The following is a 19,893-nucleotide window of genomic DNA, read 5'->3' on the forward strand; positions in this document are numbered from 1 at the left end:
GCCAGTCTATTTGACTGGCTTTGTTGTATTTTGCCTAGAAAAATCAGCCTGGCTGAATCTTGCGTTTAACGAAATACAGTGAATGTTGTTCGGTGAGTTAATTTTGTTTTAGTTCAATAGGCTGTGCCTATAAATAAAATTACTCCTTTCCATTTAGTAAAATCAGGAAATTAGGCGACACTTATCTAAAGGCCGCAATAAAATGCCCTTAAGGAGATAAGAATGCATTCATTAAAAGTAAAAGATTACATGACGTTGCAAGCGGTGACTTTCACGAAAGATATGTCACTTTCGGCAGCTTTAAACAAAGTAATGCAAAGTGTCACACTAGGTGGCCCTGTCATTGATGAAAATGAAAAAGTGGTTGGGTTTTTATCGGAGCAAGACTTATTAGATAAGTTGGTGAAAGCAAGTTATCACTGCCAAGATACACATACGGTACAAGAGTGTATGCATGATGATGTCTTATCTGTTTCTCCAGAAATGTCAGTAATTGAACTGGCTGACATGATGAAAGTTGGAAAGCCGAAAATGTATCCAGTGGTGGATGGCAAAGGTAAGTTGGTTGGTGTTATCACAAGAAGAGACGTGCTGCGTGCCATAGGAATGACATTAAATGAGTGTTTTAAGCATCCCGTTTAACCTCTCTGTTTAAACTTTACGGAATATTGCTTTTAAACTGGTTTGGAAAGACGCTTCGGCGTCTTTTTTATTTTCTATCGCCGAACTGTACAAATTTATCTTGACCTTGGAGCTTACTCTAAGGTTTATCCTTAGCAATAGGTAAATCACCGATACCAATAAGGAAAAAATTATGTGTACAAAACATCAAGGTTGCCAATCTAGCAAAATCAAAACTGCGGTGCCGCTTGGTGCAAGCGAGTCATGCTGTGCGCCAGTAAAATCTTCGCTCAATATCTCTCAGGCCAGTGTTGATGTTTCTGAAAGCTCTTGCTGTAGTGGAGGAGGCTGCAGCGTTGACACAGGCGAGGAAGACGATCCCACAAGGGAGAGTAATTCCTCCGTTCGGAACGCTTGGCTTGTGTCAGGTATGGATTGCCCATCTTGTGCGCAAAAGCTTGAGAAAGCCATTACGTCTTTACAAGGCGTCAGCCAAGCCAAGGTTTTGTTTGCAACAGAAAAGCTGGTCGTCGATTTTGATGGTCTAGAGCTGATAGCTACGATAGAGCAGACAGCCCAAAAAACGGGTTTCCCGCTCTCTTCACTTGATGCTCCAAAACCAAGCACTACAAAGAAAGGCTGGCTTGGCGTCATAAGAGACAACATCCAAATTCTCTCGATTGCTGGTGCAATGGCTACTGCGGCAGTAATTTCTAAGATCGACCCTCAAATAAGCGCTTGGTTATTCACTTTGACGTGTTTACTTGGTTTATACCCAATCGCGCTCAAATCATTTAAGTTGGCGCGTAGCGGTACGCCTTTTGCGATTGAAACGTTAATGAGTGTAGCGGCGCTCGGCGCTTTATATTTAGGTGAAACCGCCGAAGCCGCAATGGTGTTATTGCTTTTCCTTATTGGTGAAAAGTTAGAAGCATATGCATCATCTCGCGCGCGAAGCGGTGTCCAGGCGTTAATGGACTTAGTCCCAGAAAATTCAATTTTAATTATTGATGGTGAACGCAAAGAAGTACCAGCTGCGCAGCTTAAACCAGGGGATATCATAGAAGTCGCACCCGGAGGTCGTTTGCCTGCCGACGGTGTTTTGCAAGATGCGCTTGCGAGTTTTGACGAAAGTGCGTTAACGGGAGAATCTGTTCCCGTTGAACATCAAACCGGTGGCAAAGTGATGGCCGGGGCTGTGGTTGTCGATAAAGTGGTTCGTTTACAGGTGACTTCCCGTCAGGGCGAGAATGCGATAGATCGAATTCTTCATTTGATTGAAGAAGCAGAATCCCGTAAGGCACCATTAGAACGCTTTCTTGATAAATTTAGCCGTTGGTATACGCCACTAATGATGTTGGTGTCTCTGATGGTTATCGTTACGCCGCCATTACTATTTGCCCAACCGTGGGAAACGTGGATCTATCGAGGACTCGCCCTGCTGTTGATTGCTTGTCCATGTGCATTAGTCATTTCAACGCCTGCGGCGATCACTTCTGGCTTGGCGGCAGCGGCTAAGCGGGGCGCATTGATCAAAGGTGGAGCGGCGCTTGAGTTGCTTGGCAAGGTTGAGTCTGTCGCATTTGATAAAACTGGGACACTGACGCAAGGTAAACCAGAAGTGACCGACGTCTTTGCTTTTGATATGGATGAAGACAAGTTACTTAGCCTAACTGCGTCAATCGAGGTTGGTTCAAGTCATCCTCTAGCGGTTTCTTTAGTTACCAAAGTGCAAGAGCAGGGGCTTACTATTCCTGAAGCGTTGGATAAAACCGCGCAAGTAGGCTCTGGTGTCACTGGTTACGTCGATGGAAAAATGGTCCAAGTGGTCACGCCTTCAAAGGCAGACTTTCCACTTTCTCAAGAAGCCAAAGAGCAAGTGGTTACGTTGGAACAACAAGGTAAAACGGTTGTCATTGTTCGTTACGATGACGAGGTCATTGGCGTGATCGCATGGCAAGATACATTGCGCTCAGATGCCCAGCAAGCCATCGCAATGTTGAAGGAACTTGGGGTCACGTCGGTGATGCTAACGGGTGACAACCCGAGAAGTGCAGAAGCAATGGCAAATAGAATAGGCTTGGATTATAAAGCGAGTTTGTTACCTGCAGACAAGGTGCATTACGTCGAGAAACTATCACAACAACATACCGTTGCGATGGTGGGAGACGGTATCAATGATGCTCCAGCCATGAAAGCTTCGAGCATTGGTATTGCGATGGGAGGCGGTACGGATGTTGCGCTCGAGACTGCTGATGCGGCGTTAACACACAACCGGTTGATTGAGCTACCTGCCATGATAGAACTGTCGCGTGCGACGCTAAGTAACATTCGTCAGAATGTCGCGTTAGCGCTAGGTTTGAAAGGTGTATTCTTAGTGACAAGTTTACTTGGGGTTACTGGGTTGTGGGTTGCAGTATTAGCTGACAGTGGTGCAACAGCACTGGTGACATTGAATGCGTTGAGATTACTTCGTTTTGAGTCCAAACAGATCAAATAACTGACCTAACCAATGATCCCACTCATTAATAGCCCGAGGCATTCGTGTATCGGGCTTTTTTTAACCGTATTCACCTGATGCGATCAGACGTTTTTCTCGTCCTTGAAATCACGCATTGCTATGCAACAAAATGATTTAACGCCCCTTAAAGTGTGATCAATACCAGTTTTGTTTGAAATTTCATTTTCATTACATTTTGTCATTGTGATTGTGATCACTCTATGTTGGTGAAAGGTTCGCTACAGTGCATCTGTACCCAATAACTGATTAATGAGCTTATTGTTCATAAAATAAGCCACAATAAGGAGCGACTTATGTCTCAAGCTGTATTCCATTTAGGTGTTACTGAAGCTGATCTTAATGGTGCGACTCTAGCGATCATTCCTGGTGACCCAGCGCGTGTTCAAAAAATCGCAGAACAAATGGAAAATCCAGTATTTCTAGCAAGCCATCGTGAATACACGCTATACCGTGCAGAGCTAGACGGTAAACCTGTTGTGGTTTGTTCTACAGGTATTGGTGGTCCTTCTACCTCTATCGCAGTTGAGGAATTGGCACAGCTTGGTGTTCGCACTTTCCTACGTGTTGGTACAACGGGTGCAATTCAACCGCATGTAAACGTGGGTGACATGATCGTAACGACGGGGTCAGTTCGTCTTGACGGTGCGAGCCTACACTTTGCTCCTATGGAATTCCCAGCAGTTGCTGACTTTGAAGTAGCAACCGCAATGAAAGCAGCGGTAGAAGAGTCTGGCGCTACAGTTCACATGGGTGTGACTGCATCAAGCGACACGTTCTACCCTGGTCAAGAACGTTACGATACGTTCTCTGGTCGTGTTGTTAAGCGTTTCCAAGGCTCTATGCAAGAATGGCAAGACATGGGCGTACTTAACTTCGAGATGGAGTCGGCAACACTGCTAACAATGTGTGCGAGCTCTGGTTTAAAAGCGGGTTGTGTGGCAGGTGTTATCATCAACCGTACACAAAAAGAGATTCCAGATCATTCAACTCTGAAAGAAACGGAAGCGCGTTCAATTAAAGTGGTTGTAGAAGCAGCGCGTAAAATGCTTTAAGCCCCTATAGTTGGCATTTAAACAAACAGAAAAAACCAGAGGCTAACCTCTGGTTTTTTTCTAGTTATAGAAATGCGTACAGCTAAAATTTAGGTATAAAAAAAGCAGCATTAATGCTGCTTTTTATCGTTGTGAATTTTAGCTTTTCTTAATGGCACTATATCTCGTCTGAACCGCCCGCGTCTTTAAACCAAGCAGTTAAGTGCGTTCTTAAATCTTTAAGCTCATCAGGGCCAATCAGGGCTAGTCCTAAGTCTTCAGCACGAGTAATGTCATTGTGACGAAGAGGACGGAAGCTCACCAACATTGCGCGCGCTTGTAAGCCACCTAATAGATCGCGAAGCGATTCTAACTTATATAAAGTATCGTCGCCGTCATCTCTCATGCCTTTGGTTTTGCACTCGATGATGTGCAGCTTGTTGTTTACAACTGTTGCGACATCTAACTCATTGCGTACTTCACTTTCACCAAGTTTGCGATAAACCTGAACATTTAACGATCGATCTTGGATCGTCGGCATGGTGTCTTGGATTTGCTTCACGGTGCTGTGAACCAAAGTTTCTAACCACTCACCGTTTGAAAAGCGTCGAGCATCTTCATCTGCAAACGTTAAAACGCCATTCTCATAGGTGGCGATTTCTGCTTCTACTAAATCTGAAAGCAACATGTTTAGCTCACGGTAGCCCTGCTGTTTTTCGGAGAGCTCGACATCAAGCTTTTGTTCTTTGCGGCATGTGGTTGCAAGGTAGTTAAGTGTTGCTAGACCTGGCCCAAGCTCAAGCGCATTTGAGGCCCATCGTTCACCAAGTTCATACAATTTTTTATCAAGAAGAGGTGGTAAATCAACGTGGTGAAATTCGCCGCGTGCACCAAAGATAGTGAGGTAATCTGCAATCGTAATGTGATCTTCGACTTGGGTATCTTCTTTGCCATCAGGGTATAACCAACAAAGCTTATCGCTACTAGGCTCAACCACAAAAATTGGCCAGCGATAGGTACGGAAAACTTCGTACACCGACAACAAGCGATGACGAAGACCACAGCTCGCGTTCAATTTTACATCTTCGCCGCGTTCATGGAGATCTTTTGCCAGTTTTTGAATTGCTTGTTTGATCAGAGATGTATTAACAGCGGATGGAATTTCAAAAAATTCAGAAGTAATTTCTCGTTGATCTAAAACGGCACTCAGTCGGTCAAATATATCTAACTGGCTCTTGTCTCCGATGAAGACGATATGTGTGCTTAGCGTACGATTATCTAATAGAGGAGTGACCAATCTCACTGGGTCTTGGTCGATAATACCAACATGAACAGCCATAGATTTTCCTTTTTATGAGGCCGCTCGAAAAGAGTTGTGCAAGGGGATGAGCTGGCCTTATTAATCATATGTAGACATGGCCGACAAAAAACAAGGGCGACTTAACAAAAAGTCGCCCTTATACAGTTGATTGCACTAATTAATGCTCTTAATTATAAAGTATTTATAACTTAAATCGGTGGACCAATTCATTTTGCTGATGAGCCAAGTGGGTCAGTGATTCACTGGTTTGTGCGATATTCGACATGGCTTGGAAACTTTCATCGGCGATGCTGTTGATATCTTCGATGCTGCGAGCAATGTCTGTTGATGTTTCACTTTGCTCTGCTGCTGCTTGTGAAATGTGCGTACTCATTTGGCTGATTTCGATGATTAGCGCCTGGATCTCTTCCATTGAGCTGTTCGCTTTTGACGCTTGCTCAACCGACATCTCCATATCGCTCATACAGCTTTGTATGACTTGGTTTGCCGATTGTGAGCTAGATTGCAGATTACTGATCATGGATTCAATTTCAGTGGTTGATTGAGTCGTTCTTGATGCGAGTACTCGTACTTCATCTGCCACTACCGCGAAGCCGCGACCTTGTTCACCAGCGCGAGCCGCTTCAATTGCCGCGTTCAATGCCAGTAGGTTGGTTTGCTCCGCAATGTTGCGGATCACATCAAGGATAGACCCAATTTGACCACTCATCTTTTGTAGCTCAGAAACTGCGGAGACCGATTCGTTCAAACGTGTTTCTAGTTGATTAATGGTTGAGATGTTACTGCTCATAACATTTCTGCCTTCTTCAGAGGCAGATTCGACGCGTTGCACCATTTCTAGCGAGCCTTGCGCACTTTGCGCGACTTCCTGCACTGAATGAGACATTTCTGTCATCGCGGTAGCGACGTTTGCCGTTTGTTCGCGTTGAGAGCTCAATTTAATTTGTGCTTGCGAAGAGGTGCGTTCGTTGGTTGTCGCGGTTGACGATAGGTTTTCTGACGCTTCGTTGAGTTTCACCAAGATCTCGTGAAGGTTGTCGGCGAGTGAGTTAATGTGTCCACTCACACGGCTGAATTCGTTGTTATAGCGAATATCGATACGCTGTGTCATATCACCTTCAGTCAGGCCTTCTAACACTTTTAGAATACGAGTCAACGGCTCGCGAACGCTTTGTGCGATGTGGTAGCCAATCGCTGTCGCGAGTAAAACGACAATAACGCCAATGATGATGGCTTTCGTTACACCGGCCGAATATATGTCACCTGCATCTGCCAATGATTCATTGAGCTTATCTGTTGCGGTTGTCGTAAATTGCTCAAGAATCGCCATGGTTGAATCCACTTTATTTGCTAGGTTGGCGATATTGTTATACAAAGCGGCGCGAGCATTGAGGTAATTATTATGTTGGTCTAGCACACCGCCACGCATACCGACGTCACGAGTAAATTGCTCTACAGATTCGCCAAATGCTTTTTCTAGCTCAGGAAGCTGAGTCACCAACCCGCGGAATGCGTAATTCAAGTGCGTTACTGCTTTGCGGTTTTTAGCTACGGCTTGCGTAACAAACTCAGGGTTGGAACTGGCGAGGGCATCAGAGGTAATTACTTCGGCATCTTTTAACTTGATAAAGTAGCTCTTTGCCATGACTTTGACAGAAATGCTGGTTTGATCTGCCACATATTCTTTAAGACCAACCGAAAGTTCGGTATTCAGTTTTTGGAAGCGGCGTGAGGATTTTTGCACTTCTTCTTGAGCCGCGAACATTGCTTCGTAGTTGTCCATGGCCTCTAGAGCTTCTGTAAAATAGCTCTGCTCTAACGTTTTTAACTGTGAAAACGGTTCGGCAAGAGAAGGGTAGATTTGGCTTGCGGTTTTCAGTTGAGCCAATGTGGATTCGAAGCGCTGTTGAGATCTAGCAAATTCCTGACGCATTTCATCCATGCGTTGTTTATTCTCTGTTGTCAGGAAGTCTTTAAATGATTTGTCGGCAGAAAGCAGCTCAACACTGGTTTGATTAGATAACGATACCAACGGTAGGGATGATTTAGATACCGTGCCAAATTTTCCGTGAATATCACTCATTCCTCCCATCATAATGGCAATTGTGACGGCAAATAGGATGATGATCAGTGCAAAGCCGGCATACATCCTTTTAATAACTGAACCTCGCATAAGTGAGTTTCCTCTCCCAAAAATAGACAAGCTACCCAAGCATTTTTGAGTTTACTTGGGTATAAAAATAATAATTGTCTTAAAAAAGTAACAAAATTCATTGGATTGTATTCAGTTTGTGACGCGCATTTTATGACGCACACGACAAAAAAAGCCTCGTTAATTAGCATTTGATTAATAATGTTAAGTGAACACTGTTTTTATTGAGCTCCGCTTTTGGTTGGCGCATACTAATTGGGGTCTAATTACGTTTATAAAATGGAGTCCTCATGGCGGAAGAAACGATCTTTAGTAAAATTATTCGCAAGGAAATCCCTGCCGATATCCTTTATCAAGATGATTTGGTGACTGCGTTTCGCGACATTAACCCTCGCACACCAAGCCATATTCTCATTATTCCGAATAAACTGATCCCAACAACGAATGATGTAGAAGCTGAAGATGAAGCAATGATGGGGCGTTTGTTCACTGTTGCTAGAAAGTTGGCGAAAGAAGAAGGTATTGCTGAAGACGGCTATCGCCTGATCGTTAATTGTAATCCACATGGTGGCCAAGAGGTTTACCATATTCACATGCACCTACTAGGCGGCCGCCCTCTAGGTCCAATGGTATTGAGCTAAGCTTTTAAAAGTGGGTGGCGATTCACCCGCTTCTTTTTCCTGTCGAATGACACATTTGTGGAGATAAATGTGAAACTAGGTGTAAAGCTGTTAGGGCTGATGAGCTGGGCTTTAATGGCCTCTGGCTGCGCGAATTTATCTGCGGGCAATCTGTTTAGTCATTACAGCAACCAGAATCAAGAAGTTTATCAAGCCGTTGTTGCAGGGGAATATGCCAAAGCAAAACAACTTCAATCAAGTGAAGTGGGTGGCGAGATACTTGGCAATTTTGAAAAAGGTCGCATCTCTTTTCTTGCTGAAGATTACCCAACAAGTTTGAATGCGCTAGAAAGCAGCGATCGTGCCGTACGTGTTCAACAAGATCGAGCGACGATATCTGTGTCAGACACGGCAACGAGCGTCGGCTCTCTCGCAGTGAACGACAATCTCCAAGATTATCATCCCGCCGATTACGAACTTGGCTTTTTGCACCTGTATCTAGGACTAAATTACTTACAGAAAAACGATTTAGAAGGAGCACTAGTTGAAGTGCGTCGAGCTAATCAAGTTCAGGAAGCGGCAAGAAATGCGCGTGAAAAAGAGCTAAAAGCAGCAGAGAAAGACCTTAACAAGCAAGGCATGTCTGCCAATTTAGGCAGTGTATTAGCGAACTACCCTGATGCTGGTAAAAAACTAAGCGCGGTACAAAATGGTTATCTGTTCTATCTTTCTGGCTTGTTATATGAAGCGTCGCGAGACTTAAACAGTGCTTATGTTGATTACCGACGAGCACTCGCTGTAATGCCAGACAACAAGCAAGTTGTAGAAAGCACCTTATACGCTGCTAAGAAGTTAGGCATGCGTGAAGACTTGCGCATGCTAGAGAAGCGGTATGGCAAAGCACCTTCTGGATTAACTCAGTCACAAGGGCGAGTCATCGTTATTGATGAGCAGGGTGTTGTTGAGGCGATGAAAGGGTGGCGTATTGATTTACCGATTTACGACAGTCGCGATAATGGCGCGATTTATTCGTTGGCGCTTCCTTATTATCAGAACCGAGGTGCTCAACGTTTTAGCGATGTTGTTTTAAATGGTCAGGTATTGCCTTCCAGTACGCTGACTGATGTTAATGCGATGGCGCAAAACGATCTTAATGAACGTCTTACTACAATAGTGATCCGTCAAGCTCTTCGTGTTTGGGCAAAAGATCGAATCCGAAAAGAGGCGGCGAAAAAAGGCGATGATGTGGGCAACATACTTTTCAATGTATGGAACACATTGACCGAACAGCCAGATACAAGAAGTTGGCAAACATTGCCAGCGCAAGTGAAAACGGCTTCAAAAATCGTGAAACCGGGAACACAAAGTTTAAACTTGGGTGATCAAACCTATCAGTTTGAAGTGCCTGCACAGCAGACTACATTGGTATGGGTATCTCGTCAGGGAGCACACTCAACCGTGTGGCATAAACAGCTAGGGAGACTGTAATGAAAGCATGGCTTGTTTGTTTAGCAATGGCTATTGGTTTAGTTGGATGCGCCGAAAACACGGCTGGTATTCGAATTGATGGCCAAACGCAAAAAGTATTCTTTAATGATAACGTTTTAGGTAGTCGCTTATTAGTTGACAACATCACCACCACTTACGTTGATGATCGCCCACGAGGAGTCGTGCAGTTGAGTAGCAATTACAAAGGTGATCAGCACATTCTTTACCGATTTTATTGGTATGACAACAATGGTTTAGAAGTGAATACCAAACCTGGTCCGTGGCGAAAAATGATTGTGCGAGGATTTGAGCAAGTCACGTTATCTGAAGTTACTGTGAATCCAAATGGCACAAAATTCCGTGTGCAAATTAGAGAAGCACAAGACGATTAATCTTAACGGCTCTGCCGAAGCTGCCGCGCTAACGATGCGCTGGTATTGAAAAACTAAGGAACTCTCATGAAAAAAAGTATTATTGCTCTTTTAGGTCTTGCCGTCATTTTAGGTGGCTGTTCTAACAAAGTCTCTTACGGCGATGCGCAAGCAACAGAAACCACGACTATCGATTTTGGCTCAACAGATTTACAAAAAATCGCGGCTGAAATGGTGGATAGCATGATGATGTCGGGCTCTGTAGCAGCAATTACTCGTGACCAACGTCCTATCGTTTTTGTTGAGCGAATTAAGAACAAAACCAGTGAACATATTGACACTGAATCCATTACTGACACGATCTCTACTAAGATGTTGAACTCAGGTAAGTTCCGCTTTGTTGATATGGATCGTGTTGAGTCTGTGCGTGAACAACTTAACTTCCAAAACACGGATGAGCTTGTTAACCAAAGCACAGCGATCCAATTTGGTAAAATGGTTGGTGCTCAATACATGCTTTACGGCAACCTATCTAGCATTGTGAAAAATGCAGGTAGCGATAAAGATGTATACTACAAGATGACCATGCGCCTAATGGACCTAGAAACAGGTTTGATTGAGTGGGCGGATGAAACTGAAATTCGTAAAGCGCAATCTAAGAGCCTATTCGGTCTTTAATCGAACAGGGTGGAGAAGTCATCAATGGCATGGTTTTCTTGGCAACAAGCAAAACAGTTAGATCCGAGTCTTAATGCTCTCGATGGCTTCTTTACGGAGCCTCCGGTAAAAGTACAAACTGTTACCGGGGGGCTAACCAACCGCTGTTGGCGGTTGGAATCTTCTCAAGGCCTTGCATACATCTGGCGACCGACCAGTCATGTCTGCAAGGCTTTTTCAATTTCTCGTCACAGTGAATATCAAGTGCTGAATGCAGTCTCTTCATTGGAAATTGGCCCCAAGCCAGTTTTTATTCATGAGCAAGGGTTGCTGGTGGAATGGATAGAAGGAGAGGCACTGACGGAGTCAGGCTTAGCACTAAGCGATTTATTATCCATTGCGGCGAAGATTCATCAATATCCGATAAGCGCAATTCCTTTGGTTCCATTTTCATATATTTCTCGCATCGATCATTATTGGCTTGAGCTTGATGGTCAGTATGTGGGTACGGAGTTTGAGGCTTTGTACATGAAGTGGCGCACGGAACCGAACGTTGCACCTGTTCCGCTTGCCCTATGTCACTTCGATCTGGGGTGTTACAACCTAGTGCGAGGGGAGAGTGGGGTGAAAGTCATTGATTGGGAGTATGCCGGGATTGCTGACCCTAGGCTAGATTTGACCTTAACTATTCAGGTCGCGAATGCGCCTGTGGAAGAAGCGGTAAAGCAGTATTGCCAAATTCGAGGTATCGAAGATGTGTCTCTTTGGCTGAGAGGTGTACACGCTTGGCAACCAAGAACCTTGGTGATGGCGATGCTCTGGTATCTACTTGCCTATAAATTGTGGGGAACTGAACAATACTTAAACAGTGCGTATGAGTTGAAAGGCTCATTGTGTATGGAAGATCACTGTTTTGAGAACTCGTGATATTTTCCCCTTTAACAGTAAGGAAATAGTGGTAGTTTTAATAAAAGTACCAGATACACACAGGGAGAGGTACACATGATTATTTACTTACACGGCTTTGACAGTACAAGCCCGGGTAACCACGAAAAAGTTCTTCAACTGCAATTTATCGACGACGACGTTCGTTTTATCAATTACAGCACCCTTCACCCAAAGCACGACATGCAACACTTGTTAAAAGAAGTGTCTAAAGTTATCGATCAATCTGATGACCCAAACCCGTTAATCTGTGGGGTAGGTTTAGGTGGTTACTGGTCTGAGCGAATTGGTTTTCTATGCGGTATCAAGCAAGTGATGTTCAACCCGAACTTGCACCCAGAAAAAACGATGGCTGGTCGAATCGATCGCCCAGAAGAGTACGAAGATATCGCAACAAAATGTGTTGATCAGTTCCGAGCGAAAAATCAAGCGCACTGCTTAGTGATTCTCTCTAAAGATGATGAAGTGCATGACAATTCGAAAACGGCAGCTGAGTTAGAAAAACACTATCAAATCATTTGGGATGAAACTCAGTCTCATAAGTTCAAAAAAATCTCTCATCATTTACAAGCGATAAAGGCATTTAAAAATACTTACTAATGTTGAGTGTAGACAGTAAAGCGGCGTTTTTATCGGCTGCTTTGCTGCGATTCCTTCTCTTGAGTATGCCGAGCCACTGTCTCTTTGAAAGGCACATTTTCTTGGTTTAACGCTTTGAATATTGTGTTCTCCTTACCGTTTTCTTACTTACCTCCTATGTAGCACGAACACCTTGTTGTAGAGTAGTCGAAAAGTAGTCAATCCGTACTCGTTACACGGATTTTGGTTGCCTTCAAAGTTGGTCTCTATATAATGAACCGGACTAAAATAATTTGATAAATATCAAAAAAAATTGAGAGCGAGTAATAAACTTGCCCAAAAATTCTGGCGTCGTATGCGTACCAGATAAACGTGCCAAACCCTGACAAGTCATTGATAGATAAAGAATCAAGGTGAGTGGCAGTTTTTTAATCCAAGTAATTGAGACACCTCTAAGAACCAAGAATTCATCGGTTGGATGGATGCCACAAATGTTTGTGAGTCATGCATCGAGCTGAACCCCATATATTCATTTTTGTAGAGGAAAATCATTGTGACACGCATTATCGTTGTAGGCGGCGGTGCAGGTGGTCTTGAGTTGGCAACTAAGCTTGGTCGAACTCTAGGTCGCAAAAACCGTGCGCAAATTACGCTAGTCGATCGAAAAGCGAGCCACTTGTGGAAGCCATTATTGCATGAGGTTGCTACAGGTTCTTTGGACGAAGGAGTAGATGCACTGAGCTATCGAGCTCATGCAAAAAACCACAGCTTCGACTTCCAAATGGGTAGTCTTCAAGACATCGACCGTGAACGTAAAGTGATCATCTTAAGTGAGCTTAAAGACGAACACGGTGAACTTCTTATGCCAAGCCGTGAGCTAGAATACGACATTCTAGTGATGGCAATTGGCTCGACATCAAACGACTTCAACACGCCTGGCGTTCGTGAAAACTGTATTTTCCTAGACAGCCCTGAGCAAGCACACCGTTTCCGTACAGAAATGAACAACGAGTTCCTAAAGCTGCACGCGAAAAACGGTAACGGTACGGTCGATATTGCGATTGTTGGTGCTGGTGCAACTGGCGTTGAACTATCAGCTGAGTTACATAATGCTGTTAAAGAGCTGCGCACTTATGGCTTCGGTGATCTTGATTCTAGCAAGTTGAACGTCAATCTGATTGAAGCAGGTGAGCGTATTTTACCAGCGTTACCTCCACGTATTTCTTCTGCTGCTCATCAAGAGTTGGTGAAGTTGGGCGTAAACGTGCGCACCGCCACTATGGTGACTAAAGCTGAAAAAGATGGCCTTACTACAAAAGATGGTGAGAAGATCCCAGCTCAAATCATGGTTTGGGCTGCAGGTATCAAAGCTCCAGACTTTATTAAAGATATCGCTGGCTTAGAAACGAACCGTATCAATCAGCTTGTAGTGAAAAACACACTACAGACAACACGAGATGATGACATCTTTGTTATTGGTGACTTAGCACAATGCACCCAGTCTGACGGTTCGTTCGTGCCGCCACGCGCTCAAGCTGCACACCAAATGGCAAGCCAGGCATTTAGTAACATCGTCGCGAAGATCAACGGGCGCGAGTTGAAAGACTATGTATATAAAGATCACGGTTCATTAGTGTCTCTAAGTCGCTTTTCAACCGTTGGTAGTCTGATGGGGAACCTAACTAAAGGGTCGATGATGGTAGAAGGCCGTATTGCTCGTGTCGTTTACATCTCGTTGTATCGCATGCACCTAATGGCGTTGCACGGTGTATTCAAAACCGGTCTGATGATGCTCGTCGGTCGCATTAATCGCGTGCTGCGTCCAAACCTTAAGCTGCACTAAGGTTTTAAATCCACTCTATGTGGATGTACTGTATCTTAAAAAATGCAGAAGCCACCGCAAGTCGGTGGCTTTTTGTTTATGTTAGATCTGTCGGTAAAAGTGAGTACACAACGCCATCTTTAGGCTTACCATGAAAAATAAACCGGTTTCTGGCGATGGCTTCTTTTTGTGCACCGACGGACTCAATTAAGGCTAGGCTAGCTTCGTTGTCGGGGTCACAAACAATCTCTAGTCGAGTTAAACTTAGCTTTGCGAAGCAGAATTCTGCTAAGGCTTTAACGGCTTCTTGGGCATAGCCTTGCCGTTGATAGCGGTCGGCAACCCAGTAACCAATACTCGCCATATTAAACGTATGATATAACTCATTAACCGCTGCCATTCCAACCAAAGTGTTACTTTGCCGCTCATAGATACCGAAACCAAAAGCCTCAGTTTTGACCCAGTTAAGACGGGTTGCCAACAGAAAGTCCTGCGCGGTTTTCAATGTGACGTTTTTATCACACCAGTCAAGCCATTGGTGCAGCGAAGGGGATTCTGCAAGTAATCGTTGTAGTGAATGTGCTTCTTCAGCAGGGATGAGCTTGAGCGCTAAGCGGGGCGCAATGATTTCAAAGTCTGGACTCATGAACTAATACGACTTCCATGTTGAGTGTAAGTAAATTGAAAGCTGTCTATTTATACTTGAACGCAGCTATTTTCCTTGCTCTGCGTTGGTTAGGAATAACTGAGGTATAGCAGATAAAAACAAAGCGCAGCTTTGCTGCGCTTTGTCGAACCGCTCGTGCTTATCGAACCCGACGAACTTGAATGATCATACCCATCAACGGGTTATCTAGGTAATGAGTCTCGCTGCTACGCATACGACGTTTTTGATCCATTCGATAACTCTTCAGGAATTTCTCTTCGGTTACTGTCGGCGATATTTCTGCCAAGTTACCGACTTGGACGTTACCATCTACTTCACCTAAGTCATCCGCCAATTGCTCAGTTGAGGTTGGTTCAAAACGCACCTCTCTAACACTTGGTTCGCGCAGATCTAGTGTTGTTTCGGCGAAGAGGTAATGCTGTACGTATATTTGGAATCGACCATCTAGTTCATATAAAGGGCCATTGACCGTCTCTTCACTGTAACCGTCGCTGGAAAATGTTTGATTGCCATTGATTGGGCGGCCATCTGCTTGATAAGAATCAGAGAAATCTCGCCCGCCAACGATGCGGAAAATTGGGGCGCTAGATTTACCTCGGTCACCTTGACGCCAGGCTACGTGTTTAAGCACTTTAAAGCCGGCATGATTATTTAGTGCCGCTTCTTGCGCGTTGAGACGGAAAGAAGAACTTGGCAAAAGTGTCACGCCTTTAGAGCGGCGGTAGGATTCACTCTCTAGGCTACCGACATTTTCCATATCGATTTTTGGCAGTTGATTCGGCCAAGATTCTGTTGTGCTTTCAGCGTCGACTGCTCGCTTGAAAATGATCACTTCAATATCAAATTGGCGTTGTGCCCAAGAGGGCATTGAGACACATAGAAGCAATAACGGGATCAGTATTCTCATTCGACTATTAGCTCGTTGGTAATAAATTCTGTTTAAAATCATTCAGTAAGTCTTGAACAAACTGAATGCGTTTACGTCGGTCCACCAATGGTACGCTAAACTTGAACTTAGTTGGACCTTCCATTGCAAATTTTTGCGGCTGTGATTGCAGCAGTTTAACTAAATACGCTGGATTTATGTCAGCATCAGGGTAAAACTCGATAAATCCACCTTTATCATGGGCTTCTATCTTTTTCGCTTTTAAACTACCAGCCGAAATTTTCAATTCTGAGACGGCAAGTAAGTTCTTTGTTGCGTCTGGAAGCAAACCAAAGCGATCAATCAGTTCCACTTTTAGCTCTGATAGTTCATTACTGCTTGTGACACTCGCAATGCGTTTGTACATCGACAGTCGTGTGTTTACATCCGGAATGTAATCATCTGGTAAGAGCGCTGGGATTCGCATTTCCACTTCAGTTTGCTCACGAAGCAGCTCATCCAAAGATGGCTCCTTGCCTTCTTTTAATGCTTGCACTGCTTGTTCCAGCATTTCCATATAAAGTGTAAAACCAACGGATTGAATTTGCCCACTTTGCTCATCACCAAGCAGCTCACCAGCACCACGGATTTCTAAATCGTGGGTTGCTAACGTAAAGCCAGCACCTAAGTCTTCCAGTGAAGCAATCGCATCAAGACGCTTGATGGCATCTTTGGTCATGGCTTTTGGATGTGGTGTTAATAAGTAAGCATAGGCTTGATGGTGCGAACGTCCAACACGGCCACGCAATTGATGCAACTGCGCCAAGCCAAGATTGTCGGCACGATCCATGATTATGGTATTTGCCGTTGGTACGTCGATACCGGTTTCGATGATGGTTGTACACACCAACACATTAAAGCGCTGATGGTAGAAGTCATTCATGATTCGCTCAAGTTCGCGCTCGCGCATTTGACCATGAGCCACGGTAATGCGTGCCTCTGGGATGAGTTTCTGTAAGTCTTCTGCCGTTTTTTCAATGGTTTCAACCTGATTGTGCAGGAAGTAAACCTGACCACCACGCATAATTTCACGCAGTACCGCTTCACGGACCACTGGCTCTTCTTTTTGTCGAACAAAGGTTTTAATGGCTAAACGGCGTGCAGGAGGTGTCGCGATGATCGACAGGTCTCGCATGCCACTCATTGCCATATTCAGTGTGCGTGGAATTGGTGTTGCGGTGAGGGTAAGAATGTCCACATCCGCACGCATTGCTTTGACCTTTTCTTTTTGACGAACCCCGAAGCGGTGTTCCTCATCAACGATCAACAAACCTAAATCTTTGAATTTAATGTCGCTCGAAAGCAGCTTATGCGTACCAACGACAATATCTACTTTACCATCGGCAACGTCTTGCAGAATGACTTTTTGTTCTTTGGCAGATTTAAAACGAGACAGTACTTCAACTCGGATTGGTAAGTTGGCAAAACGGTCACGGAAGTTTTCGAAATGCTGCTGAGCAAGCAAGGTTGTTGGTACGAGTACGGCGACCTGTTTACTGTTATCCGTTGCGACAAATGCTGCGCGCATAGCGACTTCCGTTTTACCAAAGCCCACGTCACCACACACTAAGCGATCCATCGCTTTTGCCTGGCACATGTCTGACAATACGGCATTGATGGCCATCGCTTGGTCATCTGTTTCTTCAAACGGGAATGTTGCTTTAAATGTTGCGTATTGCCCACGATCTAGCTCAAATTTGAAGCCAGGTTTTAATTCTCGTTTAGCATACACATCCAGCAATTCTGCTGCGACATCACGCACTTTTTCTGCCGCTTTACGACGTGCTTTTGCCCACGCTTCACCACCTAATTTATGCAGTGGCGCACTCTCTTCAGCGCCGCCAGAATAACGGCTGATAAGATTCAGTGATGAAACTGGCACGTAGAGCTTGGCATCGTTTTGATACTCAAGGGTGACGTATTCCGTTTTCATGCCACCGGCTTCAAGTGTTTGTAAACCGATGTAGCGACCAATACCGTGATCAATATGAACCACAGGTTGACCGGGTTTTAACTCCGCAAGGTGGCGAATAACGGTGTCACTGTTGACGGCTTTTTTATCTTTGCGGCGTCGCTGGATAACACGGTCACCGAGTAGATCACTTTCACAGATCAGAGCGAAGTTCAGCTCTTCGTGAATGAAACCATGCTCTGCTGCGCCTAAGATCAAGCTGAATCGATCTCCCGAGTCTAGAGCTTGGTAAAGTGAGCCATGTACGACTGGCCGAACTTTGATGCCTTGCAACAGCTCCGTTAGTGCTTCACGACGACCTTCTGACTCTACCGAGAAAACGACTTTTCCGCTGAATTGCTCACTAAACTGACGAAGGCGCGAGAGCGGCTCTTTATTTTGTTGCTGAACGCCAAGCTCGGCTAACGATTGTACGGGTAGGTTTTGACGACCGGCACGCTTAACCACTTTATCTAGGCTCAATTGAGCGATAGGGAGCTGTTTTAGTTGACTGAAAAGTTCGTCTTTTTTCAACCAAAGCTGTTCAGGAGTCAAAAGAGGACGCAACGGATCAACTTTTTTCTGGTCGTATCGATATCCGACATCGGTTAAGAAAGTATCGACCGCAGATTCGATATCACCATATGTGATGACTTGAGAGTCTTCTGGCAAATATTCAAATAAAGTCTCGGTATGGTCAAAAAACAGCGGCTGCCAATACTCAATACCAGCGGGCCACGTGCCTTTGGTCACTTGCATGTAGATTGATTCAGGCTCGCGGCGTGCGTCGAACTGGGTGCGCCAACGTGTACGGAAATCTTCAATCGCTTCTTTAGTGGTTGGGAACTCATGTGCAGGCAGCAATTGGATTTGCTGAATATCGTCGATAGAGCGTTGGTTCTCTGGATCAAACGTGCGAATGGTATCTATTTCATCATCAAAGAAGTCGATGCGGTACGGGTCATTGCTGCCCATAGGAAAGAGATCCAGAATAGACCCACGACTTGCATATTCACCTGGCCCAAATACTTGATCTACATGGCGGTAGCCTGAATTTTCAAGTTGTACACGTAACTTCTCTAGCGAGATTCGATCACCAGTTTTCACCATTAAAGTGTGTTGCAACAAAAAATCACGTGGCGATTGGCGTTGCAATACTGTACTGACCGGGACGATGGTTATGCCATCACGTTGACTTGGCAGTTGGTATAGGCGTGCGATACGTTCAGAGATGATTTCTTGATGCGGAGAAAAGTTATCGTAAGGCAGCGTTTCCCAGTCGGGGAATAGGCTTACCGTTTGGTCGGTGAATTGCTCAATCTCTGCCTGAAGCTTTAAAGCAATTTGCGGGTCAGGCACAACGAGTAGCGAGTGACTCGAATGCTGTTTGGCCAGCTCTGCAATGGCTAGAGGTAGAGCTGCGCCCGGCAAATTACCTAGCTGTTTTTTGTCGCCACGCTCTGAAGGGTTGGTGACGGAAAGAATCGTTGCTTTTGTCATAGGAATTATTTTTTATCTCGCTCCATCGAGCGCTGACGTAAAAGTTTTTGTTGTTGATACAGTGCCGCCTTTATCAGTAAATCTTGATCAGATTCTCGGAGCATCTTGTATCTAAGCGTGATAATGAAATCTTGCTCTGAAGCATCACATTCTTCTACTTGAGCGTAACAGTAAATCGCCGCAGCAGGGTGATCGAGGAACAGTTTAACACGAACGAGTTGTTGAGTAGTTAACGCTGTATCTGAGCGGAAACTGAGTTGACTAGCACCAAACTGCGTCGTTTGATATCGAATGGAGGCGTCATCTTGTTGTGAAAGCATAAAGCTCAACAAGAGGTTAAGTTTCGCGTTTTGCGTATCAAGCAAGTTGATCACATGCTTTAACTCTTTGTTTTTCAGCTCTAGACGCGCGTTGTCTGCCAACATATCTAAGTGACTAAATTCACTGGCGACAATAAATGGTGCTGGAATTTCGGAGGCAAATGTTTCTTCATCTGGCAAAGCAAAGTCCGCACTCAACGTTTCGACGTTGATGGTGAGGTTATGATGGACGGTAAAGTATTCTTGCTCTGTCATATAGTCGATCCTTTTGCCAGTGAGCGCTCCCTGTTCACTCAACAAACAAAGAGAAATAGGGCACTGATTATCGCTAACTGAATGAAGTTATCAAGTTTAGCTGATTTGTCCTTGAACTTTTTGCCCTAAATACAGACTTATTGCATG

The 19,893-nt window shown here is 44.6% G+C and carries 16 protein-coding genes; 10 read left to right on the forward strand and 6 right to left on the reverse strand.

Annotated features, from left to right (window positions below; translation table 11 throughout):
- The first annotated feature begins 222 nt into the window (after positions 1-222).
- From R7H07_RS14600 to udp, 3 genes are all read left to right on the forward strand, one after another.
- The gene (locus R7H07_RS14600; protein ID WP_005378483.1) at positions 223-642 is read left to right on the forward strand and encodes a CBS domain-containing protein; all 420 of its coding nucleotides are present in this window, start codon (positions 223-225) and stop codon (positions 640-642) included.
- Positions 643-814: 172 nt separating this feature from the next.
- The gene (locus R7H07_RS14605) at positions 815-3,121 is read left to right on the forward strand and encodes a zinc/cadmium/mercury/lead-transporting ATPase (protein ID WP_206959075.1); all 2,307 of its coding nucleotides are present in this window, start codon (positions 815-817) and stop codon (positions 3,119-3,121) included.
- 314 nt (positions 3,122-3,435) lie between these two features.
- Entirely contained in the window at positions 3,436-4,194 is a 759-nt protein-coding gene (gene udp, locus R7H07_RS14610; RefSeq protein WP_005378479.1) for a uridine phosphorylase, read from the forward strand.
- A 157-nt stretch (positions 4,195-4,351) separates the two neighbouring features.
- Here udp and R7H07_RS14615 read toward each other — a convergent pair whose 3' ends face one another.
- Together R7H07_RS14615 and R7H07_RS14620 are read right to left on the reverse strand one after the other, a co-directional pair.
- A complete protein-coding gene (locus R7H07_RS14615; protein ID WP_005378476.1) occupies positions 4,352-5,512 on the reverse strand; it encodes a DUF1887 family protein in 1,161 nt (386 codons plus the stop codon).
- Positions 5,513-5,675: 163 nt separating this feature from the next.
- Positions 5,676-7,667: a methyl-accepting chemotaxis protein gene (locus R7H07_RS14620; RefSeq protein WP_033905040.1), complete on the reverse strand. Its 1,992-nt coding sequence runs from the start codon at positions 7,665-7,667 to the stop codon at positions 5,676-5,678.
- A 269-nt stretch (positions 7,668-7,936) separates the two neighbouring features.
- Here R7H07_RS14620 and hinT point away from each other — a divergent pair, with 269 nt between their 5' ends.
- From hinT to R7H07_RS14655, 7 genes are all read left to right on the forward strand, one after another.
- A complete protein-coding gene (gene hinT / locus R7H07_RS14625) occupies positions 7,937-8,287 on the forward strand; it encodes a purine nucleoside phosphoramidase (protein WP_005378473.1) in 351 nt (116 codons plus the stop codon).
- A 69-nt stretch (positions 8,288-8,356) separates the two neighbouring features.
- Complete coding sequence (locus tag R7H07_RS14630; protein ID WP_005378471.1) at positions 8,357-9,754, forward strand: COG3014 family protein; 1,398 nt, start codon at positions 8,357-8,359, stop codon at positions 9,752-9,754.
- Positions 9,754-10,146 carry a YcfL family protein gene (locus R7H07_RS14635; RefSeq protein WP_005378469.1) on the forward strand — a complete coding sequence of 131 codons (393 nt, stop codon included), beginning with the start codon at positions 9,754-9,756 and terminating at the stop codon, positions 10,144-10,146. Before R7H07_RS14630 ends, R7H07_RS14635 begins: the two co-directional genes overlap by 1 nt.
- A 66-nt stretch (positions 10,147-10,212) precedes the next feature.
- Entirely contained in the window at positions 10,213-10,803 is a 591-nt protein-coding gene (gene lpoB, locus R7H07_RS14640; RefSeq protein WP_005378467.1) for a penicillin-binding protein activator LpoB, read from the forward strand.
- A gap of 24 nt (positions 10,804-10,827) precedes the next feature.
- The gene (gene thiK / locus R7H07_RS14645) at positions 10,828-11,709 is read left to right on the forward strand and encodes a thiamine kinase (protein WP_017634746.1); all 882 of its coding nucleotides are present in this window, start codon (positions 10,828-10,830) and stop codon (positions 11,707-11,709) included.
- A gap of 75 nt (positions 11,710-11,784) precedes the next feature.
- Positions 11,785-12,327, forward strand: a complete 543-nt coding sequence (gene ycfP / locus R7H07_RS14650; RefSeq protein WP_005378464.1) for an alpha/beta hydrolase YcfP — start codon at positions 11,785-11,787, stop codon at positions 12,325-12,327.
- Between the two features lie 532 nt (positions 12,328-12,859).
- On the forward strand, positions 12,860-14,149 hold the full coding sequence (locus tag R7H07_RS14655) for an NAD(P)/FAD-dependent oxidoreductase (protein ID WP_005378463.1): 1,290 nt from the start codon (positions 12,860-12,862) through the stop codon (positions 14,147-14,149).
- Between the two features lie 76 nt (positions 14,150-14,225).
- Here the strand turns inward: R7H07_RS14655 and R7H07_RS14660 are convergent, their stop codons facing one another.
- The 4 genes from R7H07_RS14660 to R7H07_RS14675 all read right to left on the reverse strand — a co-directional run bounded on the left by R7H07_RS14660 (position 14,226) and on the right by R7H07_RS14675 (position 19,746).
- Positions 14,226-14,774, reverse strand: coding sequence for a GNAT family N-acetyltransferase (locus R7H07_RS14660; protein WP_042522138.1), 549 nt, complete (start codon positions 14,772-14,774; stop codon positions 14,226-14,228).
- Between the two features lie 160 nt (positions 14,775-14,934).
- A complete protein-coding gene (locus R7H07_RS14665; RefSeq protein ID WP_021707672.1) occupies positions 14,935-15,702 on the reverse strand; it encodes a peptidoglycan binding protein CsiV in 768 nt (255 codons plus the stop codon).
- Positions 15,703-15,709: 7 nt separating this feature from the next.
- Entirely contained in the window at positions 15,710-19,171 is a 3,462-nt protein-coding gene (gene mfd, locus R7H07_RS14670) for a transcription-repair coupling factor (RefSeq protein WP_206959076.1), read from the reverse strand.
- Positions 19,172-19,176: 5 nt separating this feature from the next.
- Positions 19,177-19,746, reverse strand: coding sequence for a hypothetical protein (locus R7H07_RS14675; protein ID WP_017634743.1), 570 nt, complete (start codon positions 19,744-19,746; stop codon positions 19,177-19,179).
- Positions 19,747-19,893: the final 147 nt, after the last annotated feature.

This window comes from Vibrio sp. Vb1127 (assembly GCF_033338735.1).
Classification (GTDB): Bacteria; Pseudomonadota; Gammaproteobacteria; order Enterobacterales; family Vibrionaceae; genus Vibrio; species Vibrio alginolyticus.

Coding starts and splice junctions, on each gene's coding strand:
- R7H07_RS14635 (WP_005378469.1), top strand. CDS start 9,754: ATGAAAGCATGGCTTGTTTGTTTAGCAATGGCTATTGGTTTAGTTGGA.
- thiK (WP_017634746.1), top strand. CDS start 10,828: ATGGCATGGTTTTCTTGGCAACAAGCAAAACAGTTAGATCCGAGTCTT.
- R7H07_RS14615 (WP_005378476.1), bottom strand. CDS start 5,512: ATGGCTGTTCATGTTGGTATTATCGACCAAGACCCAGTGAGATTGGTC.
- R7H07_RS14660 (WP_042522138.1), bottom strand. CDS start 14,774: ATGAGTCCAGACTTTGAAATCATTGCGCCCCGCTTAGCGCTCAAGCTC.
- R7H07_RS14665 (WP_021707672.1), bottom strand. CDS start 15,702: ATGAGAATACTGATCCCGTTATTGCTTCTATGTGTCTCAATGCCCTCT.
- R7H07_RS14605 (WP_206959075.1), top strand. CDS start 815: ATGTGTACAAAACATCAAGGTTGCCAATCTAGCAAAATCAAAACTGCG.
- ycfP (WP_005378464.1), top strand. CDS start 11,785: ATGATTATTTACTTACACGGCTTTGACAGTACAAGCCCGGGTAACCAC.
- udp (WP_005378479.1), top strand. CDS start 3,436: ATGTCTCAAGCTGTATTCCATTTAGGTGTTACTGAAGCTGATCTTAAT.
- R7H07_RS14620 (WP_033905040.1), bottom strand. CDS start 7,667: ATGCGAGGTTCAGTTATTAAAAGGATGTATGCCGGCTTTGCACTGATC.
- lpoB (WP_005378467.1), top strand. CDS start 10,213: ATGAAAAAAAGTATTATTGCTCTTTTAGGTCTTGCCGTCATTTTAGGT.
- mfd (WP_206959076.1), bottom strand. CDS start 19,171: ATGACAAAAGCAACGATTCTTTCCGTCACCAACCCTTCAGAGCGTGGC.
- R7H07_RS14675 (WP_017634743.1), bottom strand. CDS start 19,746: ATGACAGAGCAAGAATACTTTACCGTCCATCATAACCTCACCATCAAC.
- R7H07_RS14600 (WP_005378483.1), top strand. CDS start 223: ATGCATTCATTAAAAGTAAAAGATTACATGACGTTGCAAGCGGTGACT.
- hinT (WP_005378473.1), top strand. CDS start 7,937: ATGGCGGAAGAAACGATCTTTAGTAAAATTATTCGCAAGGAAATCCCT.